Below are 23317 nucleotides of genomic sequence, written 5' to 3'. Positions count from 1 at the left end.
TTCTCCTCCCCAAGGAGCCGTCAGGTCAGCCGGAGGCCGCGTAATTGCTCTTGGCCGCCTGCACGCTCTTGCGCAACGCGGTGGCGACCGGTTCGACGGGTGCCGACAGTTGCTCGATTCGTTCCTTGTGCCGGTGCACCTCGCGCGCGGCCGGCATCCCCCGGAGGTCGGCGGCGACGGCCAGCGCCGCCAGCACGCGGATGTCCTGGTCCAGTCGCCCGACCGGCTGGCCCCCGCGGACAGCCCGGACGACGTGCTCGGTGAGCCTGCGCGACATGTACGCTCTGCGCGGCAGGATCCGCTCGACCGGGAACACCAGCAGCACCCGGTGCCGCTCCACCCGGATCAGCCGGTCGGCGACCAGTTCGTCCCGTACGACGCCGACCGCTTTCGTATGGTCCTTGCCCACCCACCGCCGCCAGGAGCGCGGCGGCGAGTCGGCGATCTGCTTCCAGATGACGGCCCGCAGCGAGCCTGGCCTGGCGTGCGACGGGGCGGTCAGCGTCCGCGCCTTGCCCGCCTCGTCGGCGAGGTTGCCCGCCAGCAGCAGCTCGGCCAGGGCCGCCGCGCGCAGCAGGTAGCCCAGCGAGCCCCTGTTGACCAGCCGCTCCTTGCGTGGGTCGAAGGCCAGCAGGAAGGCCGACCGCGTCAGAGTCTCAGCCTGTTTCACTCGCGTCTCCATCCGCCCGCTCCCGTTCTTCCTCGTCCTGGTCTTCGTCGGGGGTCTTCCTCGGCCGTCCACGCGGGCGCATCCGCCCCACCCCGTCGGGCAGGCGGCCAGCCTCGGTGAGCGCCCTGCGCAGCAGGAACTCGATCTGGGAGTTCGTACTGCGCAGCTCGTCGGACGCCCACCTGGCCAGCGCGTCGTGGACCACCGGGTCGAGCCGCAGAAGGATCTTCTTCCGTTCCACGGTGATTACTGGTAGAGCGAGCCGGTGTTGACCACGGGCTGCGTGTCACGGTCGCCCACCAGCACCACGAGCAGGTTGCTCACCATGGCGGCCTTGCGCTCCTCGTCCAGCTCGACCACGTCGTGCTCGGCGAGCTTGTCCAGGGCCATCTCCACCATGCCGACCGCGCCCTCGACGATCCGCTGCCGGGCCGCCACCACCGCGCCGGCCTGCTGGCGGCGGAGCATCGCGTGGGCGATCTCGGGCGCGTACGCCAGGTGGATGATGCGCGACTCGATGACCTTCACGCCCGCGGAGGCCACCCGGACGCCGATCTCGGCCGAGAGCTGGTCGTTGATCTCGTCGGCGTTGTCGCGCAGCGACAGCCTCGGCTCGCCGTGGGAGTCGTAGGGGTAGGCGCCGGCGATGTGCCGCACGGCCGTCTCGGCCTGGATGGCCACGAACTCCAGGAAGTCGTCCACCTCGAACACCGCCTGCGCGGTGTCCTGAACCTGCCACACCACCACGGTCGCGATCTGGATCGGGTTGCCGTCCGCGTCGTTGACCTTCGTCACGTCCGTCTCGTGGTTGCGGATCCTGGTGGAGACCCGCCGCCGCACGGTGATCGGATTGACCCACTGGAAGCCGGGGGTGCGCAGGGTGCCGACGTACCGGCCGAGCAGCTGCACCACCCTGGCCTCGCCAGGGGCCACCGCCGTGAGGCCGAAGAACATGGTGAACCCGGTCAGGGTCACCAGGATGCCCGCGATGAGCAGCCACGCGCCCGCCTGCCCGCCGCCGCCGGCGAGCACCGCGATCCCGAAGATGATCCCCGCGATGCCGGCCAGCGTCACCAGCGTGGACACGCTCAGCATCGCGAACCCGTTGGCCGCCCTGACCGGGCGCTCGTGCGTGTGCGGCGCGGGCATGTCCACGACCGTGCCTTCGATCGCGAGTCCACTCGATGAGTCCGCCATCGTCCGTCCCCTTCCTCTTGTGACTTCACCTTGCTAGCAAAGTGATATCACTTTTCCGGAGGTTTGGAAAGGCGTTATTCGCCCGGCTTCCCGCCGGTAAGATCTCGACCTTCGGTTCGTTCGGACGATGGGACATCGCACTGTGATCTCGCGCGAGGAGTTGGCCGCCGCCTTCGGTGAGGAGGCCCTGCGCCCGATGGACGCCCGGCGGTGCCGCGATCTGGGCCTGTCGGAGCAGGACACGCGCCTCCTCTGCGAGATCGGCCTGCCCGTCCGCGCCGACCAGGCGTTCACCACCGCGGTCGCGGGGGAGCCGGGGACGGGCTCGCAGGTCGTGTTCAAGACCGGCAGCGGGGACGTGGACGTCCTCGTGCTCGGCGGTACGGCGGGCGGCGCCGGCATGCGCTACTTCCTCGACATCCGCGGCGGCGTCGTCGGCCTGCTCTCGCTCGACGGCGAACCGCAGGCGGAACGCGTCAACGGCTCCCTGGCCCTGTTCGTCGAGTTCCTCTACCGCCTCAGGCTGCGCCAGCAGGCACTGAACGGCGAATCCGAGGAGAGCGCCCGCCGCCACACCGAGGAGTTGTGGCGGTCGCTGCGCGACCTGGACCCGGCGGCGTTCGGCAACGCCGAGTCCTGGTGGTCGATGGTCCTGGACAACCTGATGGACCGCGACCTCATCGCCGAGACCCGCGCGTTCCTCCAGCAACGCCGCGCGGAGACGGCCGGCTCACCACCCGCCGGCGCGGAGCCGCCCGTACCCGCCGCCCAGACGCAGCGGGCCGGCTTCGACCAGGCCCTGGCCCGCCTGGAGGAGGACGGCTGGCACCTCGCCGACGCCCACCGTTTCAACTCCGACACCGCGACCAGCGGCCTCCTGCACCACCCCGCCGACCTCGACGCCTACTTCACCCCCGACGGCACCCTCGTCAAGGACGTCACCCTGGCCTGGCGCGGCGGCCTCCCCTCACGCCTGCAGTCGGTGTTCGCGCGGGAGGGCCTGGTCATCTCCGTCCCCGGTCAGGCGGCCGACCAGGACGACGACTACGACGAACTGCTTGGACTGGACGCCGAGGAGCTCAAACGCCGCGCCGACGAGGCGATGGAACGCCTCTACGCCGCCGTCCACAACCCCGGCCTGCCCCCGGAAGGCACCGTGACCTGCCTGGCCACCGACCACCCTTCCGACCTGTGCCGCATCGTACGCGCCTTCGACCGCCTCTCCGCCCTGCACGGTTACGTCGCCGAACCCGACCTGTGGCCCACGGCTTCCGGGGGCTGGCAGGAGGCTTATGACGCGACCGAAGCGGGCGAGCCGGTCAGGGCCGTCTTCTGGACCACCCAGCAGCACACGTCGTCGTTCGACGCGCGCGGGGACCTGGTGGCGGAACTGGCGTTGCAGTGGGCGGGCGACCCTTCGGCCATCGCGCAGGAACTGACCACGACGGGCCTGGAGGTGGTAACCCCCGAAGACCAGGGCACCGCCTTCCTCCTGCGCCCCCGCCTCGCCTCAGCAGGAGAAGGCAAGTCCTAGGGAGCGGTCAGTACGAGGAACGGGATGCTCAACCTGATGGGGAGTTCCAGTTCGAGGTCCGACTGATGTATGCGATGAAGCCGGTACTCGGAGGCCACGGCATCGAGATGAAACTCCTTCACCTCGATGATCTCGTACTTCTCGTCGAGCAGGAGGAGGAGACAGAGCGGGATCGCGGCGGCGGCATACTGGGTGCGTTTGTCGGTCAGGTCCTCGCGCACGGTTCCCGGTGGGGAGACCTCGACGACGGCGAGAGTCTGTGACGCGTCCGGCTTTCGGCCGGGATCGTCCGGACACTTGTAGACCACCACATCGGGACGCCGGAAGGTGAATTTGGGAACCCGCCACAGCACCACGTCGATGTCGGTCCCAACGCTCAGACACGGTCCGCCGGCCGGACGGGCGGCCTCCAAGGCGTTGGCGAGGCGCGCCACGGAACCTGCGACGTGCCACTTGCGACTGGTTACCAGCACCTGACCATCGCTCTGTTCCGATCACCCGCTCAGGTGAATCAAGCCAGACCAGCTCACCCTCAGCGATCCACGCGGGTGGTCCGCCGTATTCCAGGCCTCGAATCAAGCCTCGATTGCCAGGGTCGCCTGCAAGTCACGCACGTCCGGACGATTGCGCTGATCGTGCGGTACAGCCGCGACGACCTGGCGGCCGGCGTGCGTGATCAGGTCGGTCCGGTATGCGGCAGCCAACTCGTTCAACGCGGCGGACGCTTGCAGCGCGCCTTCCTTGACACCGCCGCGCACCACGACGCACATCGCCGTGACGAGGCGGGCAATGGTGGGGTACTGGTAGTCCGGGTTGGCCGTGATCACTTGTTCCCGAGCCTGCATCGCCGGTGTCTCCTTGCCCGCCGCGCTGTACACCAGGAGCTCCGAGAAGACCAGTTGCTGATTGCGCCAGTACTTCGGCATGATGCTCACCGCAGAAGAGCTGGTCTCCAGCACGTCGCGAGTGCTTTCCAACGTGCTCATCGCCTCAGCGTGGCGTCCGAGCAGGCTGAGCGTTCTGGCGCGCGTGACTCGCATGAGTGCGGCGCCATGGGAGTCGGGTGCTCGCGCCATGAGCGCATCGGCACTGTCGATCAAGGCCAGGGTGGTCGCCGGGTCTCGCTGATTGGTGGCGATGGCGTGTCCCGCCTCTGTGGCGCGCACTCCAAGGCTGAGGTTCAGATCCCTGGAGGCGTCGGCCGTATGCCGGGCCGTGCGCCACCATCGCAGCGCTTCCTCGTGCCGACCCAACCGGCTCAGCACGTTGCCGTTGAGCGTGGACAACGCGGATAGAGCTCGGTAAAGGCCACGCGTGTGGATGTGATCGGCGCCGACGCGGTCCGTCGCTCTTTCGACCTGCCTCAGCACGGCCATCAGATCGAGGTGGAGGAAGTGCTGCATCTCGGCGGGCGGGAGGGTGCGCAGTGCCTGCAAATGGTCTGCGCATGCCAGTTCCCAATCTTCGATCGACTGGGTCACCGGAGTGTGGAGGTCGATCAGTTGGCGCAGTGCCTCGGTTGGGGCCAGTGAGGCGAACCCCAACCCGGCGGCCGCCTGCAGGAGCCGTCTGCGGTTCGTGGCGTCCTCCTCGGTTTCGGCGTTCCGGGCTGAATTTATACCCACATGTCGAGAACTGCCTCTTGCTGCGGCCGTTTCTTGCATTCTGGCAATCTGTGCCTGCATCGTGGCTGTTTTGCAAGCTTTGATCACCTCGCCCTCGGCATTCAGGGCCTGGTCCAACGCAGCTGCAACTTCCGCGGAGGGGATATAGATGTCGTTTTCCAGCTCGCAAATATAGCTCTTGCCGACTTTGGCGAGGCTTCCGAGGTCTCGTATCGACAGCCCGCTCTGCTGTCGCAGACGCCGCAGCACCTGCCCGAACGTCTCCTCGCCCACGGTTCCCGCCCCGTCCGGCACACGTCCGGACGGCCTGCCCGAACCGCCTCCGGACGCCGACCGGACCGGCCTTGTCTAGACCTGATCCTTTGCGCTGGCCACGCTACTACTGGGAGGCCAGAAGCCCATCCGTATCGGCAACAACATGCCACCCGATACCAAAATCAATCCCTCAAGTGATATTTCGCTATCTGGAGGTGCTATCCGTGCCGCAAGCCAAATGGCCGGACCTGTCCAGCCCGATGGATAATGCCCATCCCCGAGGTGAAATGCTCTATTTCTGGAAGGCGACCGAGAGCCGCCACCGGGGCGCGGGCGGTGTCGCATTCTCCGGAAACCTGGCGGCGGCCCGCCTCGTCGGAGCGCTCAGCCGACTGGCGCCCGGAGCAGGGGGCTTCGTGGAGCGGGTGGCACTCGACAAGAGCGCCCGGGTGCCTTCCTACGTGCACGGCCCAGTGCTGCTCACGGTCCACCGGGACGAGCGCACCGGCGCACTCCTGTTTCGCAGAGGCGCGTGACCGATCCGAAAGGAGAGCGATTCATCGTGCTTCAGTGGCAACCGCACCACCCTCACACGGCCAGAACGCGCATCGTGAAGACCTCGTGTTGCGGTGAGTACGAGATGGGCGCGGAGGGCGGCAAGTACCTGCTCCTCCGCCACACGCGCGAAGGACATGAGGAGGCCGCCCGGGGATGCCACGCCGACGTGATGCGGGCGTGGGACATCCTTACCGAGGGACACGAGCACACATCTGATCCGCCGTAGGGCAGAACAACAATTATCAAGGAAGGGTGCTGGCGGAGCGCAAAGGGCTGGAAAGCTCTCTCGCCCCTGGGCCCGTGGCGAAGCCTCAAGCTCCGAGGAACGCAGGCCAAGCCAGAGGCCGAGGAGTGGCGACTGGAGCAAGCTGGACTATGGCCGCATCGAGGTTCCCGGCACGATCGTGTCATCTCTCTTCGCCTACCTCGACTTCTTCGCGCTCGAATTCGGCTGCTTCGACTTCGCTCTCGAAGAGAGTATAAAAGGCGTGAAGTGGACGTTCATCGAATGTAATCCGAACGGGCAGTGGGCATGGTTGCCAGATTTTGAGGAGATGGCACACGCCTTTGCCGACGTGCTACTGAATGGGTGGTGGACATGAGCGACACGGCTGAGATGCTCCGCCTCGAACTCGCGGACCGCATAGAAACCGTCGGTTGGCGAAAGGCACTTGAAATGGTGCCTCGCGAACGGTTCCTCGGCGATGCCGTATACCGCCCCGACGAAACCCAGTTCGATCTGTGGACACCTGTTCGGCGTGCCGACATGCCCGAGGGTGCATGGTTGGCCCTGGCTTATGCCGACGAGACATGGGTGACGCAGGTTGCCGGGACCATGGCCGAAGACACGACAAAACCCGTGCGTGGAAATCCGTCGTCGTCATCCACGCTCCCGAGTCTGGTCGTACGGATGCTCGAAGCCGCCGAGATCGAAGAAGGCGACAAGGTCTTGGAGATCGGCACAGGTACGGGCTATTCGACGGCGCTGATGTGCCAGCGGATCGGAAACAACGCTGTCGTCTCGATTGAGTACGACCCAGCGGTAGCCGCCCGCGCCCGCAACGCCATCGTCGGTGCCGGCTACGCCCCCACGCTGGTGGAGGGAGACGGGCTGAGGGGGTATCCACAGGGCGGCAGATACGACCGGCTCGTAGCAACCTGCTCCGTGCGGACGATTCCCGAGGCATGGCCGCAACAGATGCGTGCCGGCGGGACCATCACGGCCCCGCTGTGCGGCTGGATGGGCGAGACGGCGTTCGCTCACCTCACCGCGGCCGGTGACGGCACAGCGGTCGGTCGTTTCCTCAAAGACGATCTTTGCTTCATGACCGCGCGGTCTCACGTGCCTCCGGCGCGGCCTCGGCTTGTGAAAGTCAGCGCCGATGCACGAAAGAGCAGGATCGATCCGGAGATACTCCAGGACAGGACAGCCGTTTGGGTCGCCCAACTCGCCGTGCCTCAGGCGCTGATCGCATGGGGTGAGAGCGCCACGTACCTGGTGGACCCCAGCACAGGGTCCCGAGCGGAAGCGACATCCGATGCCGCAGGCGGTCGGGCGGTACGCCAGCACGGCCCGCTCCGGCTATGGGACGAGATCGAGAAGGCCATAATCACCTGGCAGGAGGCCGGCGAGCCTCGCCGCTCCGACTTCGGCCTCACCGTCACGCCTGGCGGTCAATGGGTGTGGCTCGGGGATCCTGGCGGGGCGACCTGGAATCTCCCCGGGTAGTAGTGAGGGAAACGCGAAAGGCCCCGGAATCCGCTCTCTTGGCGAGTGTCGAAAAGTGGTTATGTGAGCCCATACGACCCTCCCCGCCATCGCCGCGCATGGCCACCACCGTCCGGCATTCGCCAACGCAAGATCTGCGCAGGCGGAGCCTGCGCCTGTAGTAAGGGCGTCTGAGCGAAGCGAAGGCGTGCAGGGGTCGAGGCTCGGCTCGACTGGAGAAACGGCTGAGCCCCATAGCGCGAAGCGCCCCATGGGAAGGCATTGCTTTGGGGTGGGGTTTGTTCAGCCGAAGACGGCTGGTGGGGGGACGGGGGCCATGATGGGGTCGCCGTCTTTGATGGGGGCGGCGCCGGCTATGAAATTGGTCAGGGCGGGGCCGTGGACGCAGCGGGCCTGGGTCAGGCCGCCGGCTGCTCGGCGGGTCAACAGGTCCAGGGGGAGGGCGGTGCGGGAGGCGGCGACGATCAGGTTGCCGAAGCGGCGGCCGCGCATGACGCCCGGCTCGGCGAGCAGGGTCACGTGTTTGAACGTGCCGGTCACCGTGGCCAGCAGGCGTCTGGCGAAGGCCAGGCCCTTGCCGTCGGCCATGTTGATCAGCAAGGTTCCGTTGGGGTGGAGGATGCGGGTGATGTCGCCCATGTACTCGGCCGTGGCCAGTTCCACCGGCATCGTCGCCCCGGTGAACGCGTCCAGTACCACGAGGTCGGCGGTCTCGTCCCATACCTTGGCCGTGCCTTCGCGGCCTCCGGTGACGATGACCTTCAGTTTGGGTACCGAGCGCAGGTCCAGTTGCTCGCGTACGAGGTTGACCAGCAGGCCGTCGGGTTCGATGACGATGTGCCTGGAGCCGGGGCGGGTGGCGGTGACGTAGCGGGGGATGGTGCAGGCTCCGCCGCCCACGTGGACGCAGCTCAGCGGTCCGTCTGGCAAAAGGTCGATCACATCCGCCATGAGTCGTACATACTCGAATTCCAGAAATGTCGGGTCTTGAAGATCTACATACGACTGAGGTACGCCATCCTTGGACAGCATCCAGCCGTCCTGCCTGTCCATGTCCCGGAGAAGTTCGACCTCGCCGAACGTCACCTGGTACTGGCCGGGCATCGGTTCCCGCTGTCCACGTGCCACGCCTGATCCCCTCCTGGGAGAAACCGTATGCGACGGAGAAGGCTGATTGTGCTCGTTATCGCAGTTGCCGCGATAGTCGGGGCCGGTGCTTTCGCCGTAGCCGCCTCCAACCGGGTCAAGGGCAGCGCCGCCCAGACGGCCACCGCGTACTTCGCCGCCTGGCGCAAGGGTGACCTGATGACGATGACGCGGCTGGCGTACGAGCCTCCGGCCGACTTCATCGCGCGGCACCGCGAGCTGAGCGACGAACTGCACGTCGAGTCGCTCCAGCTCACCCCTGGGCAGGTCAAGAGCACGGGGGAGGGGGCCGCCGAGGTCGCCTTCTCCGGGGTGCGCGAGCTGGCGGAGCTGGGAAAGTGGCCGTTCGAGGGCACGCTGAAGCTGGCCGTACGCGAACGTTCGTGGCAGGTCTTATGGAGCCCCGAGACCCTGCACCCGCTGCTGAAGGACGGCGGGACGCTGGAACTGGGGGAGAGTGAGTCGTCGGAGGTCGAGTTCGTCACCCGCGAGGGCGACAAGATCCCGAACGACAGTTACGCCGACGCCTACCTCAACCCCATCAAGCCCGAGTTCGAGCAGGTCAAGCAGGGCTGGAGCCTGCTGTCGAAGAAACCGGGGCAGCCCGACAAGCAGGTGCTGGCGCGTGAGCCCGAGGCGAACGTCGAGCGCACCACCCTGTCCAGGCCCGTACAGGCGGCCGCCGCCCGGTCGCTGGACGGGACCGAGGACTCCACGATCATCGTGATCCGGCCGAGCACCGGGGAGATCCTCGGGCTGGCCGACCGGCTCGGCGAGAACTACAGCGCCGTGCGGGACGTGTTCGCCCCCGGCTCCATCTTCAAGACGATCACCGCGGCGGCCCTGCTCAAGAGCGGGCTCAGCGTGGTCTCCCAGGTCCCGTGCCCCGGCACGTACCAGATCCCGTTCCACGCCCCCATCGGCAATGACGGTGAGGTGGATCGCGGCTCGGTCAGTTTCACCGACGCGTTCGCCCACTCCTGCAACACCACCTTCGTCGAGCAGGCCACCACCAGGCTGACGATCGACGATCTGCGCGAGACGGCGGACGAATGGGGGTTCGGCCGGGCCGTCGCGACCGGCATCGGCGGGACCTGCGGCAGCGTTCCCGCCACCACCAACGTGGACATGTTCGCCCTCGACGCGATCGGCCAGGGCGAGGTCGTCACCAGCCCGCTGTGCATGGCGGCGCTCGCCGCCGCCGTCCAGAACGGCACCTGGCGCTCGCCCCGGCTGCTGGACAGGGAGCAGGTGGAGCGCATCGACGGCCCGGCGAGCGATGACGTTCCGATGGACGAGACGATCGTGACGCCGCTCAGGGACATGATGGCGGCGGTGGTGGACTACGGTACGGCCAGCGGCGCCGGACTGCCCGATGACGTCTCCGGCAAGACCGGCACGGCCGAGTTGGATGGTGAGCCCTCGCACGCCTGGTTCATCGGGTACCGGGATGACCTGGCCTTCTGCGTCTTCGTACGGAACGGCGGGTCCGGAAGTGGTGCGGCGGTCCCGATCGCGGCCCGCTTCTTCAACGGTCTATGACCGCCTAAGCGCAGGTGCGGGTGAGTATCGAACGTAACCTACGGTACCGTAGGTTTCATGACGACCATCACCGTTAAGCCGCGGCTGCGAGGCTGGTTGCACACCGGAGCACTGCCCCTCACGCTGGTCGCGGGGTTCGCTCTCGTGGCGCTCGGCCCGACTCTGCAGGCCCGTCTGGCCTCCGCTGTCTACGCCGTCACCTCGGCGTTGTTGTTCGGCATCTCCGCGACCTACCATCGCAGCGAGCTCGGCCCCAGGCTGGCGGAGTTCCTGCGCAGGGTCGATCATGCGAACATCTACCTGATCATCGCCGGGACCTACACCCCGTTCGCCCTGCTGGCGATGGAGGGGGCGGCCCAGATCGCGGTGTTGTCGGTCATCTGGGGCGGCGCTCTGACCGGGGTGTTGTTCCGGGTGTTCTGGATGGGCGCGCCGCGCTGGTTGTACACGGTCCTCTACCTGGCGCTGGGCTGGACCGCGATCTTCGTCATGCCGCAGCTCCTGGAGGGCGCGGGCGTGGCCGCCGTCGTACTGGTGGCCGTCGGCGGCGTCTTCTACTCGGCCGGAGCCGTCGTGTACGGCCTGCGCCGCCCCGACCCCTCCCCCCAGTGGTTCGGCTTCCACGAGGTCTTCCACGCCTTCACCGTCGCCGCGTACCTGGTGCAGTACATCGCGGTCTCGATCGTGGTCTACTCACACGGCTGAACGACTTTTGACCCGGCGCTGGTCTGTTTTCGGGCGGAGGTAGGAAAGCAGACCAGCATGGGGGAAATCTCTCGATCCTGGTGGCTGCTGCTCGTGCGCGGCCTGCTGGCCATCGTCTTCGGCGTCCTGGCTCTTATCTGGCCGGGGATCACGCTGCTCGCACTGGTGTTCTTCTTCGGTGCCTACGCTTTCGTGAGCGGGCTGTTCGCGCTGTTCGCCGGGTTCCGGCACGGGGCGCGATCGAGGACCTGGCTCATCGTCTCCGGAATCATCGGGATTCTGGCGGGAATCGTGACGGTCGTCTGGCCGGGCATCACCTCCCTCGCTCTGCTCTACCTCGTGGCCTTCTGGGCCATCTTCACCGGCGTGGCAGAGATCGTGGCCGGCATCCAGCTGCGCAAGGACATCGAGAACGAGTGGATGTTCATCGTCGGCGGCATCCTGTCGGTGATCTTCGGCGTGCTGCTGCTCCTCTGGCCCGGTGCGGGCATGCTCAGCCTCGTCTGGCTGATCGGGGGCTTCGCCGTGCTGTACGGCATCGCCATGGTGGCCTTGTCGCTACGCGTGAAGAACTTCACTACAGGGGCAGGAATGCCGTAAATTTTGTATATATAACGGCGTTCTGCAAGAGGAACGTCAAGCGAGACTCTCTGTGGAGGCGCCATGGACGTACACGCCCGCCTTGCCCGCCACCTGCTCGTAGACGGCTACCGCCTCGTGCTCGACCTGGAGCTCAGCCATGGCTCCTGGCTCGTGGACGCCCGGAACGGCCGCCGCTACCTGGACTTCTACACCTTCTTCGCCTCGGCCCCGCTGGGTGTGAACCCGCCCTTCGACAACGACTTCACCCGGCTGCTCGGCCAGGTGGCCCGCAACAAACCGGCCAACCCCGACATCTACACCGAGCATCTGGCCGACTTCGTGGACACCTTCGCCCGCGTGCTCGGCGACCCTGAACTGCCCCACCTGTTCTTCGTCGAGGGCGGCGCCCTGGCCGTGGAGAACGCGCTCAAGACCGCCTTCGACTGGAAGAGCCGGTTCAACGAGGCCGCGGGCCGCTCCCGCGACCTGGGCACCAAGGTCATGCACCTGACCAGGGCCTTCCACGGCCGAAGCGGCTACACGCTGAGCCTGACCAACACCGAGCCGGGCAAGACCGACCGCTTCCCCAAGTTCGACTGGCCGCGGATCGACGTGCCGGCCGTGCACCTCGGCGACGTCGAGGCCGCCGAGGAGCGGGCGCTGGCCCAGGCGCGGGAGGCGTTCGAGCGCGATCCGTACGACATCGCCTGCTTCATCGCCGAGCCCATCCAGGGTGAGGGCGGCGACAACCACATGCGGCCCCAGTTCCTGCAGGCCATGCAGCACCTGTGCCACCAGTACGACGCCCTGTTCATCCTGGACGAGGTGCAGACCGGCGGCGGCACGACCGGCACGCCGTGGGCCTACCAGCAGCTGGGCCTGCAGCCCGACGTGGTGGCCTTCGCCAAGAAGGTCCAGGTGGGCGGCATCATGGCCGGTCGCAGGGTGGACCAGGTGCCCGACAACGTGTTCCGGCAGAGCGGGCGGATCAACTCCACGTGGGGCGGCGGCCTGGTGGACATGGTGCGCAGCCGGGGCATCCTGGAGATCATCGAGCGCGACGGCCTGATCGCGCGCGCGGCCACCGTGGGCAACGTGCTGCTCGAACGCCTGTCCAAGCTGGAGGCCGAGCATCCCCGGGCGATGGCCAACGTGCGCGGGCGCGGCATGATGTGCGCCTTCGACCTGCCCGACCAGGCCGCCCGCGACGCGCTGGTGACCCGGCTCAGGGAGGAGCACGGCGTGCTGGTGTTGCCCTGCGGGCCCAGGTCCGTACGCCTGCGCCCGGCACTGAACATCCCCGAATCCGACATCGACCACGGCCTGGCCGCCCTGTCGGCCGCGCTCCGGGACCCCGCGTAGCTCCTACTGCGTGACGCTGGCCCTGCTGCGATGGGGGCCGGCGTAGCGCCAGAAGAAGTTGAGCAGCACACTGACGCGGTTGCGCCCGCCCAGCAGGTACGCCACGTGGATGAAGATCCACACCAGCCAGGCGGGCAACCCGCGCACCGTCAGCCCGTTCTCCAGTTGCAGCACCGCCTCGGCCTTGCCCACGGTCGCCATGATCCCCGGATCGCGATAGGTGAACGGCCGCAGCGGGCCTCCCTTCACCACCGCCGCGATCTGCTTGCCTACGTGCTTGCCCATCTGGATGGCCGGCTGCGCGAGTTGTGGCGGCGCGTCCGGCGGCCCGGCCAGGTCGCCGATCACGAAGACCTCGGGATGTCCCGGCACGTTCAGCGCGTCCGTGACCGCGATCCGGCCGCCCTTGCCCTGCTCCAGGCCCCACGAGCCCACCTCGGGCGGCGCGGTGACGCCCAGCGCCCACACGGTCACGTCGCTCGGCAGCCGCGTGCCGTCCTCCAGGACCACGGCGTCCGGCTCGACGGAGGCCACGGTGGAGCCCAGCCGCAGGTCCACGCCGCGCTTGCGCAGCGCGTCGGCCGCCGAGTCGCGCAGCCGCGGCTTGTAGGGGGCCAGCACGTAGTCGAACCGCTCGACCAGCGTCACGCTCGTCTGGTCGGGCCGGACCTCGGGGTGGGTCAGCGGGATCGTGTGACGGCGCAGCTCGGCGAGCGTGCCGGCCATCTCGACGCCGGTCGCGCCGGCGCCGACCACCACGACGTGGGTGCTCTCGCGCCGGCCCGCCGCCGTGTCCTCCAGGTAGTGCTGCAGGCGGCGGCGCAGCGTGGCGGCGTCGCCGAGGGAGTAGATCGGCAGCGCGTTCTCCCGCGAGCCTGCCACGTGCAGCCAGTTGGTGGTGACGCCGGTGGCCAGCACCAGGTAGTCGTAGGCGAGCGAGCCGCCGTCGTCGAACTCCACCCGCCGCTTGTCCGGCACCACCTTGGTGATCGCGGCGCGGCGCGCGCGCACGTTGGGCCATTTCGCGGCGAAGGTCCTGATCGGGTAGGACACGTCAGATGTGCCCATCCCGGCGGTGGCCACCTGGTAGAGGAGGGGCTGGAAGGTGGCGTACGGGTTGCGGTCCACGAGCGTCACCAGCGCGCCGCTCCTGGCCAGCTCCCGCGTGGCGGCCAGCCCCGCGAACCCGGCCCCGACGACGATGACCCGCGCTCTCTGCACCATGTCAGGTCCCTTTCCGCGCAGCACCTCTTAAACCCATCAAGGCCCATCCGTTACGCGGCCAGATCCCTTTGCGGACGGCACCTCTCAACCCATCAAGGCCCCATCCGTTACGCGCTGCCGTGGCTTCCCAACCGCCGCACTACGGCCGGCGGCCCTCCAGGAAACGGCCTCTGACCCTTCAGCGGTGGCCCGCCGTAACGCGAGCCCAAGTGGACCGGCGACGTGGTGGACGAACCCCGCGAACCCGGGAGTCCCGCGGGCGCGCAGCATCGACCCGCCTCGCGACCCGGAAACCCCGGTCAGCGAGGGACTGTAAGAGCCCTCACCGATCGCGGCGTGACTGCCACAGCCCGATGGCCGTGACCCTGGAGTCCACGCCGAGCTTGGCGTAGATGCGGTTGACGTGGTTCTTGACGGTCTTCTCACTGAGAAACAGCCGTTGCGCGATCTGGCCGTTGGACTCGCCCGTGGCGATCAGGTCCATCACTTCGGCCTCGCGCTTGCTCAAGGACGTGAACACGCTCTCGAAAGCTGCGTCGTCGACTCTCATCCGGCCTCCGGGGGCGCGCAGACGGTCAGATCGCCGATGGCCCCCGTGCTGCCGGCGTTAGCGTTAGACAGCGAGCATAACCCGCATTGTCATGTTTTGGGGCGTTGCCCGGGAGAAAACGACAGCCCGGGAGGAAACGGCAGCCCAGAGCACGGCAGCCCCAGAGAACCCGGGAAGAAACGGCGACGGCCGGTCCCGTGGGACCGGCCGCGCGCCTCTTGGGGTGAGTGAAGGGACTTGAACCCTCGACATCCAGGACCACAACCTGGCGCTCTGCCAACTGAGCTACACCCACCACGGCCACCGCTGTCGTGGCGGCACAGGAAAAGTGTAGCGGGGTTCGGGAGTCTTTACGCCACCCGATTAACCGCTGACGCGTTCCGCCAGGGCTCTGGCCGTGGTCGAGTCGGGTCCCGGCTGGCCGACGAAGATGGCGGCGCGGTAGTAACGCAACTCCCTGATGCTCTCCGTGATGTCGGCCAGGGCCCGGTGCCCGCCCTGCTTCTCGGGCGCGGCGAAGTAGACCCGCGGATACCAGCGGCGGGCCAGCTCCTTGATCGAGGAGACGTCGACCATCCGGTAGTGCAGATGGGAGTCGACTCCGGGCATGTCGCGCGCGATGAACGTGCGGTCCGTGCCGATCGAGTTGCCGCACAGCGGCGCCTTCTTGGGTTCGGGCACGTGGCGGCGGATGTAGTCGAGCACCAGCGACTCCGCCTCCGACAGCGTCACGCCGCCAGCCAGCTCCGGCAGCAGCCCGGAGGCCGTGTGCATCTCGCGTACGACCTGCGACATCTGCTCCAGCGACTCCGGCGGCGGCTTGATGACCACATCGACGCCCTCGTCCAGTTGCTTGAGCTCGCTGTCGGTGATCACGCACGCCACCTCAACGAGCGCGTCGCGGCTCAGGTCGAGCCCGGTCATCTCGCAGTCGATCCATACCAGCAAGTCACTCATACGATCTCCTCGCCCAGCGGCTCGGAGCAATCCGCCCGCTTGTTACCCTCCCAGCCTAGTGCCACCGGTCAGGCGGGCTTGAGAGAGCCGAGAACCTTACTGACCACGTCGGTGCCCAGATTGTCGGGAACGGAGACGTATACGACCGCCGGACGCTGCCCATCGCCGCGATCCATGAGCACGATCGCCCCGTTCTCCTTCTTCCACTTGTAGCCCTTCTCGTCCGAGATCTTGGTGAAGTCGAGCTCGAACTGCAGCAGGTACGCGTCCCGGTCGCCGATCTTCATGGTCTTGTCTTCGACGATCTTGCTCTCGTGCGCGGGCGCGTAGTAGTTGGTGGAGAACTGCAGGAACATGGCCTTGGCCGTCTCCTCCATGCCCGCGGCCCCGCTGTAGGGGTAGAGCTCGTTGAGCTCGCCCGTGAAGACATTGCCGATCCAGTCGGACTCGCCCTCGTAGTTCTCGTGCGACATGCCCTTCACCGCGGCCGACCACTGCTGCTCGGCCGGGCTGCCGTTGTTGACGGTGTTGGGCTCGGGCACCGTCCACTCGTCCGGCACCTCGAAGGAGACGCCCGCCCTGGAGTCGGTGACGCGGTCGCCCGACGGCTGGGGGAACTCGGCGCCACCCTGGTTGGGCGGCGGTTCCTGGGAGGGCGGGCTCAGCGACGGCGGCTGCTCCGTGGGCGGCAGCCGGGGCTCGAACGTGTCCGTCGGGATCGGCGGCGAGGCGCTTTCCGTGCTGTCGCGGTTGATGAAGACCATCCCGGCCACCACGATCAGCGCGACCACGACCAGCGCCGCGAGCCCGCCGAACACCCAGGGCATCGGGTTGCTCTGCTTGGGCGGCGGCCCGTAGCCGGGGCCCGGCGGCAACCGCGAGCCGCTCCACTGCGGCTGCGGCGGCGGCCCGGTGGGCGCGCCGTAGGCGCCCTGCCCGGAGGTGGGCTGGCCGAACTGGAGCGTGGGGTTCGCCGGCGTGGCCGACCAGTCAGGTCCGGACGGCGGCTGCGGCTGGGTCAGAGTCGGGGTCGGGGACTGCGGCTGGGGCCCGGAGGACGGTTGCCCGGGCCGGGGCTGGTCCGGCCCTTGCTCATGGACGTGCGTGGCGTCTGTCCACTGGTCGCCGTCCCACCAGCGGAGCTGGGGCTCTCCGTAGGGGTCTGGGTACCAGCCCGCGGGGGTCTGCGTGGTCATGTTCGCAAGATTAGTAAGAACGGCCTGGAGATGCATTGCCGGAAGGTGATCAACAGTTGGATCAGCACTTGTAGGTGAAGCTCGCCTTGTCGGTGATCGCCGGCGCCGGCGCGGTGATCCGCAGCGTGGCGGTGGCCTTGACGTTGCTCCTGCCCTGCAGCGTCCAGCGCAGCGGCACCGTGTACGAGGTCTGGTCGGACTTCGTGCGCAGCGTCCCCCTGACGACTTCCTTGTCGGTGTTCTTGCGCCACTCGTAGGCGATCTCGCCGGCCGACCCGTTGGTGACGACGGTCGCGGTGACCTGGACCGCGCTGCCGCAGCCCTGGGTCTTCTTCGGCGCCACCACGTTGACCGACTCGATCGCCAGCGCCGGCTCGCTGCCCAGCCTGAACCAGGCCAGGATCGCCCCCGCCATGATCACCGCGAAGACGACGCCGGCCAGCACCGTACGCCGCCGCCTGGCCCGTACCGCCCTGCCGGGCCGTTTTCCGGGCCGGTGCGTGGTGGAGGAGCCGTCGCGCCCGGCCCGCCAGATCCGCTCGGCCGGCGTCGCGGACTGCTCCTGCGGGCCGGGCTCCTGCGTGCCGACCCCGGGCCCGAAGTGCAGCGGCCCCGCCGAGCGGGCGGGCACGCGCAGGAGGGTGACGATGTCGCCCTCGTCCCGTGGCGGCGTCACGGCCGGGCCGCGCCCGAACGGCGAGGACTGCGCGAACGCCGACCTCCCGCGCGCCGCCAGGGCCAGCCCGTCCCTGCTGATCCTGCCGCCCGGCAGCAGCCGCCGCTCGTTGACCAGCAGGTCGCGCGCGGTGCCCAGGCCGAGCGTGCCGGCGGTGGCCGCGGCCCGCCCGAACAACTCCACCGCCTGGGGGGAGCCACTCCCGCATGAGGCGGCCAGGCCGCGCGCCAGTGCGGCCCAGCCCGCCGCGTCCCGCTCGCGCGGGGAGATCTCGCCGCGGATGGCGTCGGATAACCCGCGTTCCGACAGCAGCGAGACGCCCTCGGCGGTGACCACCACCGTGCCCGGATGCACCGAGCCGTGCGTGACCCCCGCCGCGTGCAGCGCGAGCAACGTCTGAGCGGTCTCCACCAGCACGGACGCCGCCCCGCCCGGATCGATGGGCCCGCCGCCGAGCACGCCCGCCAGCGTGGGGCTGACCGCCTGCGCGGTGAGCAGCCACACCTGCTCACCGGCCGCGACCACGTCCGCCACCGGGATCAGGCCGGTCAGCCCGGCCAGCACCAGCCGCTGGTCGGTCATGACGGCCTGGACGACACGCTCGCGCACGCCGGGCAGGCCGATGAGCCCGGGATCGAACAGCAGCGCGCCCGCCCTGCGGCCATCCGGCGAGATGGCATCGATCCAGTTGCCGAGTTCGGTCATCCAGGTGTGCTCGGTGAGCCGGAACCCGGCGATGTCTGGTGAAGGGTTGGTCATCGCCGTTGCCCCCCGGCGTGGTTAGCGCTTCCTTCTGTGGCGCCCCGCCATTCGGCGCTTCACCACAAGTGTGACCGGTGGAGCGCCTGTCGTCACCAGTTAGAGGGCGATCAGTGCGACGGCGTCCCGCTCCCCGGGGGGTCCTGGGGCGGTACGGTCGGCCCCGTCTCTCCGCCCCCGGTCGGGGAGGACCCGGTGGACGGGGGGTTGGACGGCTCGGTGGGCGGATCGGTGGGGACTTCCGTACGCGTCGGGACCTCGGTCGGAGACGAGGGCGGCGCGTCGGGCTCCTGCCCGATCGGATCGTCCGTGTCGCCGCCCAGCCCCGAATCGTCGTCTTCGGACTCCGTCGGCGTGGCGGTCCTGGTCGGGACCGGCTGCCTGGTCCGAAGCGGCGCGCGTGTCGGGGTGGGTGTGGCCCTCCTGGTCGGACGCGCGGTCGTCGGCGCGGCGGGAGGCGGCGCGGAGGTGGTCGTCTCCGTCGGGGTGGGCTCCTGAGTGGGCTCCTCCTCCAGGGTGGGCAGCGGCTCCTCGATCGTCTCCTCCGGTACGGGCGCGGCGGAGGTCGTGGGGGGCGTGGGCGTGACCTCGGTGGTCTCCGCCTGCAGCACCTGCTGCGTGGCGCCCGAGCTGAGGATGACCACCACCGCGGCGACCAGCGCGAGGACGCCGACGGCAGCGGCGGTGACCTTGGTGCCGAGCCGCACGGCGCGGCCGGGCGGGCGCAGGCCGGTCTCGGTGACCACGGTCTGCGCCTCGGCCGGCTCGTCGGGCGGTGGCGGCGCGAGCACCACGAACTTGCCCGCCAGCGCGGCCAGGCGGTGGCGACCGCGCTGCTCCCACTCGGGGCCGTACTCCTGGGCCGCGACCGCCTCCAGCTCGGTCAGGAACGCCTGCGCCGACGGCGGGCGCGCGCCCGGGTCCTTGGCCAGGCCGCGCTCGACCAGGCCGCGCAGCTGCTCGGGCACCTCTTCGACCGGCGGGGGCATGCTCTGGTGCTGCCGGGCCAGCGCCGCGAGGTTGGGGGCGCGATAGGGGCGCATGCCCGCCAGGCACTCGAAGAACACGACCGCCGCCGCGTAGACGTCGGTCGCGGGACCGGCCGGCGCGCCCGCCCACTGCTCGGGCGCCATGTACGGCGGCGTGCCGGCGACGGCGGCGTCATCCCCGACCCGGACCGCGATGCCGAAGTCCACCAGCTTGCTGGTGCCGTCGCCGCGCACCATGACGTTCTCGGGCTTGAAGTCGCGGTGCACGACGCCGATCGCGTGCGCCGAGGCCAGGCCGAGCAGCGAGCCCTTGAGCACGACCAGCGCCGCCTCGGGGCCCGTGGGCCCCTCGGCGTGCAGGAGCTGGCGCAACGGCACGCCGTTGACCAGCTCCATGATGACGGCCGCGCCCTGCCCGGTCTCGACGTAGTCGAACAACCGGGCGTGGTACGCGCTCTGCAGCGTGGCCAGCAGCCGGGCCTCATGCCGGAACCTGGCCACGAACCCGACGTCGGCTCTCAGCTCGTCACTGAGATACTTGATGGCCACCTCGGCGCCGTCGTACTGACGCATGGCCAGGACCACCCGGCCGGCCGCGCCCGAGCCCAGTTGGCGGACCTCGGTGTAGCCGGGGACCCCCCACGGCCCATCACCGTACATAAACGGTCTCCTCTGGAGTTGCTTGGGCCCCCGCCCTCACTCAACAGGCCCGCCCTCACTAAACAGGACGGTAGCTTAACCAGAAGTAACCGCTTCTTCGCTACCAATACGCAGACATGTCGGAAAATGTCACTCAATAGTGTCAGATGGAGCGGAGGGCTCGGTCTCCCTGGGCGGCTCCTTGCTCGGCTCCCTGGTCGGCTCCTTGGGAGGGTCGGTCTCCTTGGGAGGGTCGGTCTCCTTGGGAGGGTCCGTCTCCTTGGGCGGATCGGTCGGGCACGCGCGCGTCGAGCCGCTGCGTGAGGCGCTGCCGCCGGCCGCCGCCGGAGAGGTGGAGGCCGTCACGGACCACTTCGTGCCACAGGGCAGCTTCGTCTCCAGCGAGAAGGTCCTGCTGTAGGAGGTGCTGCCGGACAGGGTGACCGTCCGCGTGGTCCCCGCCTCGCCCGCCGAGAGCCTGACGGTCAGCTCCACCGCCTGGGTGCTGCCCGTCCGCACGCTGACCGGCGCGCTGAGCCCGCCCTGCGTGCCGACCGCGCCGATCGACACCCGCAACACGCGCGGCGGGCAGGGCACGGACGTACGCGCGGAGTCGGTCCTGCCGCCCGCGGTCACGTGCACCGACAGCGTCGAGCCGCAGGGGCGGGACCTGAAGGCGTGGGTGAAGGCCCGCGAGTAGGAGGTGCGTCCCGACAGGGTCGCGGTACGGGTGGCGACCGTGTCGCCGTTGACCGCGAACCGCACCTGGACCGGGATGTCCCCGGTGCCGCTGGCGGCCAGCCGCAGCCCGGCGCTGGCGGTCCTGGCGGGCGCGGCCGGCATGGAGAGGCTGACGTTCAGCGAGTTCACCCTGGTCGGGCAGGCCGGCACGGCCAGCGAGGCGGACCTCGCGCCGCCGGTGGCCGCCGGGGAGGTGGTGACGGTCAGCGTGACCGTCCTGCCGCACGGGCGCTCGCCCATGGACCAGCTCAGCGTGCGGGTGTAGGAGCGGGCGCCGCTCAGGCTCACGCGCTGGGTCCTGCCGTCCTCGCCGGTGGCGCTCCAGGCCGCGGTGGCGGTGACGGCGCCGATGCCGCTGGTACGCAGGGTGATCGTGCTGCTGGCGACCCCGTCGTCGTTGATCGAGATGCTGCCCACGCTCACCCCGAGCACGGAGGTGGCCGGCGGCTCCTCCGGGTCCGGCCGCGTCGGCGGAGTGCCGGGCGGCCGGGTGGTCGCGGTGCTGGTGGCCGGTGCGGGCTCCTCGTCCTGCGGGTCGTCGCCTTCCGCCGGGTCGTCACCCTCCTGCGGGTCGTCGTTACCCTGAGGGCCGTCGTTGTCCTGCGGATCGTCGTTACCCTGAGGGCCGTCATTGTCCTGGGGGTCGTCGTTCCCCTGCGGGTCCGCCTCCGGCGGTGGTTGCGGCACGACCTGCGGGATCTCGGGCCCCGCCTCCGAGTCCGGGTCCGGCGCGGTGTCCGTGTCCGGTTCGTCCTCCGAGACGGGTAACTCAGTCTCCTCGGTGGTCGCGGGACCGGCGACCGGCGCCGTGGCGATCGAACTCGGCGGCACTACCGCCGCCGCGCCGACCGGCTGCTCGGGCGGCTGCCTGCCGGCCAGCACGACCACCACCGCCACGGCCGCCGCCGCGCTCACCGCGCCGCCCAGCGCCAGGCGCCGGGCGTTCGTGCTCAGAGCCCGCCGCACGCCGTGGCGGGCGCGCCGCATGCCGCCGCCCACGTCGCGGAAGACGGTCCTGGCCAGCGACGTGCCCGCCTCGGGGGTCGCCGCCGGCGGCGTCGGCAGCAGCAGGCCGAACAGCAGGATGAGCGCGGCCAGCCGCCGCCTGCCCCGCTCCTCCCAGTCCTCCCCGTACGCCGCCCTGGCCGTGGCCTCCAGCTCCGCGACGAACTCCAGAGCCCCGGCCGGCCGCCGCTCCGCGTCCTTGTGCAGCCCGCGCCGCACCAGCTCGCGCAGCGGCTCCGGCGCGTCCAGGAACGGCACGGGCGCGTGCACGTGCTGGTAGCCCAGGACGCTCGGCTCGGTGGAACGGTAGGGCCGATGCCCGGTCAGGCATTCGAAGAAGACGGCCGTGGCCGCGTACACGTCGGTCGCGGGCGAGGTCGGCCGCCCCTCCCACAACTCGGGCGCCATGTAGGCGGGCGTGCCCTCGGGGCGGGCGGCGGTGCCCTGCCGTACCGCGATGCCGAAGTCGACGAGCTTGCTGATCCCGTCGTCCCGTACGATCACGTTCTCCGGCTTGTAGTCCCGGTGCACCAGCCCCAGGGCGTGCGCCCTGGCCAGGCCGAGCAACGAGCCCTTCAGCACGACCAGCGCCGCCTCGGGCTCGGTGGCCCCGTTCTCACGCAGCAGCGCGCGCAGCGAGACGCCGTTGACCAGCTCCATCACGATGGCCGCGCCGCTCACGTCCTGGACGTACTCCCAGATCGTGGCGATGTTCGGATCGCGCAGCGTGGTCAGCAGCCGCGCCTCCGACTGGAACCTGGCCAGCGAGGAGGGGTCGCGTAACAACTCCTCGGACAGGTATTTGATCGCGACTTTGAGTCCGGTCTCGTCGTGCACCGCGAGTGCGACGCGCCCGCTCGCACCCGCCCCGAGCTGCCTTATTTCCGTATAACCGGGAGCGCTCCACTCCATCTGCCCTCTCCCATCAGGAGCCGGTCCACCTGATGAGACGTGCGATCAAGGAGACTGGTTTGCCAGGTGGTTCCGGATTTATGGAACTACTCCCGACGGAGGATGTGAACCGGTGTTTCGATACCTTCTGGGAGCACCGAATCGGGCTCGGGTTCGCCCCACGTCGTGACCAGGGGAAGCACCCCGGCCCACACCGGCATCTCGTAATCCTCGTCGTCGTCCTTGGGCCCCCCGCGCCGGATCTTGACCGACGCCTCCTCCAGCGAGAGCGCCAGCACGGACGTGGCGGCCAGCTCCTTGCGCGAGGGCTGCCGGGCGTAGTCCCACTGGCCGGGCGCGAGCTGCTCGGTCAGGGCCCGCAGCCCCGCCAGGCGCTCGTCCCGGTCCGTCACCAGGCGGGCTCGGCCGTAGATGATCGCCGAGCGGTAGTTGACCGAGTGGTGGAAGACCGACCTGGCCAGCACGATGCCGTCCAGGTGCGTGACCGTGACGCAGACCTCCGTGTCCTCGCCCGCGCGCAACGACCGGGCGCCGGTGGAGCCGTGCAGGTAGAGGGTCTCGCCGATGCGTCCGTAACCGGTGGGCACGACCATGGGACAGCCGTTCACGACCACGCCCAGGTGGCAGATCAGGCCGTTGTCGAGCACCTCGTGCAGATCGTTCCTGTCGGTGCTGCCGCGCTCCTTGGAGCGGCCCAGCGTCGTACGCGGTGTGGTGGAGAGCATGATTCGACCGTACTGGCGAAGTGGACCTATCCTGTAGGG

General features: G+C 69.2%; 22 protein-coding genes and 1 tRNA gene. 8 read left to right on the top strand and 15 right to left on the bottom strand.

Features of this window, described 5'->3' with window-relative positions; genetic code table 11:
- Positions 1 to 25: 25 nt before the first annotated feature.
- The 3 genes from AB0I81_RS18340 to AB0I81_RS18330 are packed head-to-tail and all read right to left on the bottom strand — an operon-like array spanning position 26 to position 1867.
- Positions 26 to 670 (bottom strand): GPP34 family phosphoprotein, encoded by a 645-nt coding sequence (locus AB0I81_RS18340; RefSeq protein ID WP_360657828.1) that lies wholly within the window; start codon positions 668 to 670, stop codon positions 26 to 28.
- The gene (locus AB0I81_RS18335; protein WP_360658605.1) at positions 657 to 917 is read right to left on the bottom strand and encodes a hypothetical protein; all 261 of its coding nucleotides are present in this window, start codon (positions 915 to 917) and stop codon (positions 657 to 659) included. Before AB0I81_RS18335 ends, AB0I81_RS18340 begins: the two co-directional genes overlap by 14 nt.
- Positions 917 to 1867, bottom strand: a complete 951-nt coding sequence (locus AB0I81_RS18330; RefSeq protein WP_360657825.1) for an SPFH domain-containing protein — start codon at positions 1865 to 1867, stop codon at positions 917 to 919. Before AB0I81_RS18330 ends, AB0I81_RS18335 begins: the two co-directional genes overlap by 1 nt.
- A 127-nt stretch (positions 1868 to 1994) precedes the next feature.
- Between AB0I81_RS18330 and AB0I81_RS18325 the strand changes: the two genes are divergently transcribed.
- A complete protein-coding gene (locus AB0I81_RS18325) occupies positions 1995 to 3401 on the top strand; it encodes an SUKH-4 family immunity protein (protein ID WP_360657822.1) in 1407 nt (468 codons plus the stop codon).
- Here AB0I81_RS18325 and AB0I81_RS18320 read toward each other — a convergent pair.
- Both AB0I81_RS18320 and AB0I81_RS18315 read right to left on the bottom strand, forming a co-directional pair.
- Entirely contained in the window at positions 3398 to 3874 is a 477-nt protein-coding gene (locus AB0I81_RS18320; protein ID WP_360657819.1) for a Uma2 family endonuclease, read from the bottom strand. The two genes, AB0I81_RS18325 and AB0I81_RS18320, sit on opposite strands and share 4 nt — an antisense overlap.
- 102 nt (positions 3875 to 3976) lie before the next feature.
- Positions 3977 to 5299 carry a helix-turn-helix transcriptional regulator gene (locus AB0I81_RS18315; RefSeq protein ID WP_360657816.1) on the bottom strand — a complete coding sequence of 441 codons (1323 nt, stop codon included), beginning with the start codon at positions 5297 to 5299 and terminating at the stop codon, positions 3977 to 3979.
- Between the two features lie 269 nt (positions 5300 to 5568).
- On the opposite strand from AB0I81_RS18315, the gene AB0I81_RS18310 reads away from it, so the two are divergent.
- The 3 genes from AB0I81_RS18310 to tgmC all read left to right on the top strand — a co-directional run bounded on the left by AB0I81_RS18310 (position 5569) and on the right by tgmC (position 7568).
- Positions 5569 to 5817, top strand: a complete 249-nt coding sequence (locus AB0I81_RS18310) for a hypothetical protein (protein ID WP_360657813.1) — start codon at positions 5569 to 5571, stop codon at positions 5815 to 5817.
- A gap of 426 nt (positions 5818 to 6243) precedes the next feature.
- Entirely contained in the window at positions 6244 to 6441 is a 198-nt protein-coding gene (locus tag AB0I81_RS18305; protein ID WP_360657810.1) for a hypothetical protein, read from the top strand.
- Positions 6438 to 7568 (top strand): ATP-grasp peptide maturase system methyltransferase, encoded by a 1131-nt coding sequence (gene tgmC / locus AB0I81_RS18300; RefSeq protein WP_360657807.1) that lies wholly within the window; start codon positions 6438 to 6440, stop codon positions 7566 to 7568. Before AB0I81_RS18305 ends, tgmC begins: the two co-directional genes overlap by 4 nt.
- Positions 7569 to 7850: 282 nt before the next feature.
- On the opposite strand, the gene AB0I81_RS18295 is transcribed toward tgmC, so the two are convergent.
- The gene (locus tag AB0I81_RS18295; protein WP_360657804.1) at positions 7851 to 8696 is read right to left on the bottom strand and encodes a fused MFS/spermidine synthase; all 846 of its coding nucleotides are present in this window, start codon (positions 8694 to 8696) and stop codon (positions 7851 to 7853) included.
- 48 nt (positions 8697 to 8744) lie between these two features.
- Between AB0I81_RS18295 and AB0I81_RS18290 the strand changes: the two genes are divergently transcribed.
- The 4 genes from AB0I81_RS18290 to lat all read left to right on the top strand — a co-directional run bounded on the left by AB0I81_RS18290 (position 8745) and on the right by lat (position 12905).
- Complete coding sequence (locus tag AB0I81_RS18290; protein WP_360657801.1) at positions 8745 to 10256, top strand: penicillin-binding transpeptidase domain-containing protein; 1512 nt, start codon at positions 8745 to 8747, stop codon at positions 10254 to 10256.
- A 57-nt stretch (positions 10257 to 10313) separates the two neighbouring features.
- Positions 10314 to 10961: a hemolysin III family protein gene (locus AB0I81_RS18285; RefSeq protein ID WP_360657798.1), complete on the top strand. Its 648-nt coding sequence runs from the start codon at positions 10314 to 10316 to the stop codon at positions 10959 to 10961.
- Between the two features lie 57 nt (positions 10962 to 11018).
- Entirely contained in the window at positions 11019 to 11561 is a 543-nt protein-coding gene (locus AB0I81_RS18280; RefSeq protein ID WP_360657795.1) for an HdeD family acid-resistance protein, read from the top strand.
- Positions 11562 to 11624: 63 nt separating this feature from the next.
- The gene (lat, locus tag AB0I81_RS18275) at positions 11625 to 12905 is read left to right on the top strand and encodes an L-lysine 6-transaminase (RefSeq protein ID WP_360657793.1); all 1281 of its coding nucleotides are present in this window, start codon (positions 11625 to 11627) and stop codon (positions 12903 to 12905) included.
- A gap of 3 nt (positions 12906 to 12908) precedes the next feature.
- Here the strand turns inward: lat and AB0I81_RS18270 are convergent, their stop codons facing one another.
- The 9 genes from AB0I81_RS18270 to AB0I81_RS18230 form a co-directional block, all read right to left on the bottom strand.
- Complete coding sequence (locus AB0I81_RS18270) at positions 12909 to 14129, bottom strand: NAD(P)/FAD-dependent oxidoreductase (RefSeq protein WP_360657790.1); 1221 nt, start codon at positions 14127 to 14129, stop codon at positions 12909 to 12911.
- Positions 14130 to 14451: 322 nt separating this feature from the next.
- On the bottom strand, positions 14452 to 14679 hold the full coding sequence (locus tag AB0I81_RS18265; RefSeq protein ID WP_360657787.1) for a LuxR C-terminal-related transcriptional regulator: 228 nt from the start codon (positions 14677 to 14679) through the stop codon (positions 14452 to 14454).
- A gap of 219 nt (positions 14680 to 14898) precedes the next feature.
- Positions 14899 to 14974 (bottom strand) — tRNA-His (locus tag AB0I81_RS18260).
- Positions 14975 to 15042: 68 nt separating this feature from the next.
- Positions 15043 to 15636, bottom strand: a complete 594-nt coding sequence (orn, locus tag AB0I81_RS18255) for an oligoribonuclease (RefSeq protein ID WP_360657784.1) — start codon at positions 15634 to 15636, stop codon at positions 15043 to 15045.
- A gap of 68 nt (positions 15637 to 15704) precedes the next feature.
- Positions 15705 to 16832: a DUF2510 domain-containing protein gene (locus tag AB0I81_RS18250; protein ID WP_360657781.1), complete on the bottom strand. Its 1128-nt coding sequence runs from the start codon at positions 16830 to 16832 to the stop codon at positions 15705 to 15707.
- Positions 16833 to 16893: 61 nt separating this feature from the next.
- Positions 16894 to 18267, bottom strand: a complete 1374-nt coding sequence (locus AB0I81_RS18245) for a hypothetical protein (protein ID WP_360657778.1) — start codon at positions 18265 to 18267, stop codon at positions 16894 to 16896.
- Between the two features lie 110 nt (positions 18268 to 18377).
- Positions 18378 to 19916, bottom strand: a complete 1539-nt coding sequence (locus tag AB0I81_RS18240; protein ID WP_360657775.1) for a protein kinase — start codon at positions 19914 to 19916, stop codon at positions 18378 to 18380.
- Between the two features lie 129 nt (positions 19917 to 20045).
- Positions 20046 to 22553: a protein kinase gene (locus AB0I81_RS18235; protein ID WP_360657772.1), complete on the bottom strand. Its 2508-nt coding sequence runs from the start codon at positions 22551 to 22553 to the stop codon at positions 20046 to 20048.
- An 86-nt stretch (positions 22554 to 22639) separates the two neighbouring features.
- Positions 22640 to 23278, bottom strand: a complete 639-nt coding sequence (locus tag AB0I81_RS18230) for a pyridoxamine 5'-phosphate oxidase family protein (protein WP_360657769.1) — start codon at positions 23276 to 23278, stop codon at positions 22640 to 22642.
- Between the last annotated feature and the right edge of the window lie 39 nt (positions 23279 to 23317).

The organism is Nonomuraea sp. NPDC050404 (genome assembly GCF_040655495.1).
In the GTDB taxonomy this organism is placed as follows: Bacteria; Actinomycetota; Actinomycetes; order Streptosporangiales; family Streptosporangiaceae; genus Nonomuraea.
Note: the sequence above shows the minus strand (reverse complement) of the source record. Positions and strands in the feature narration are given on the sequence as shown.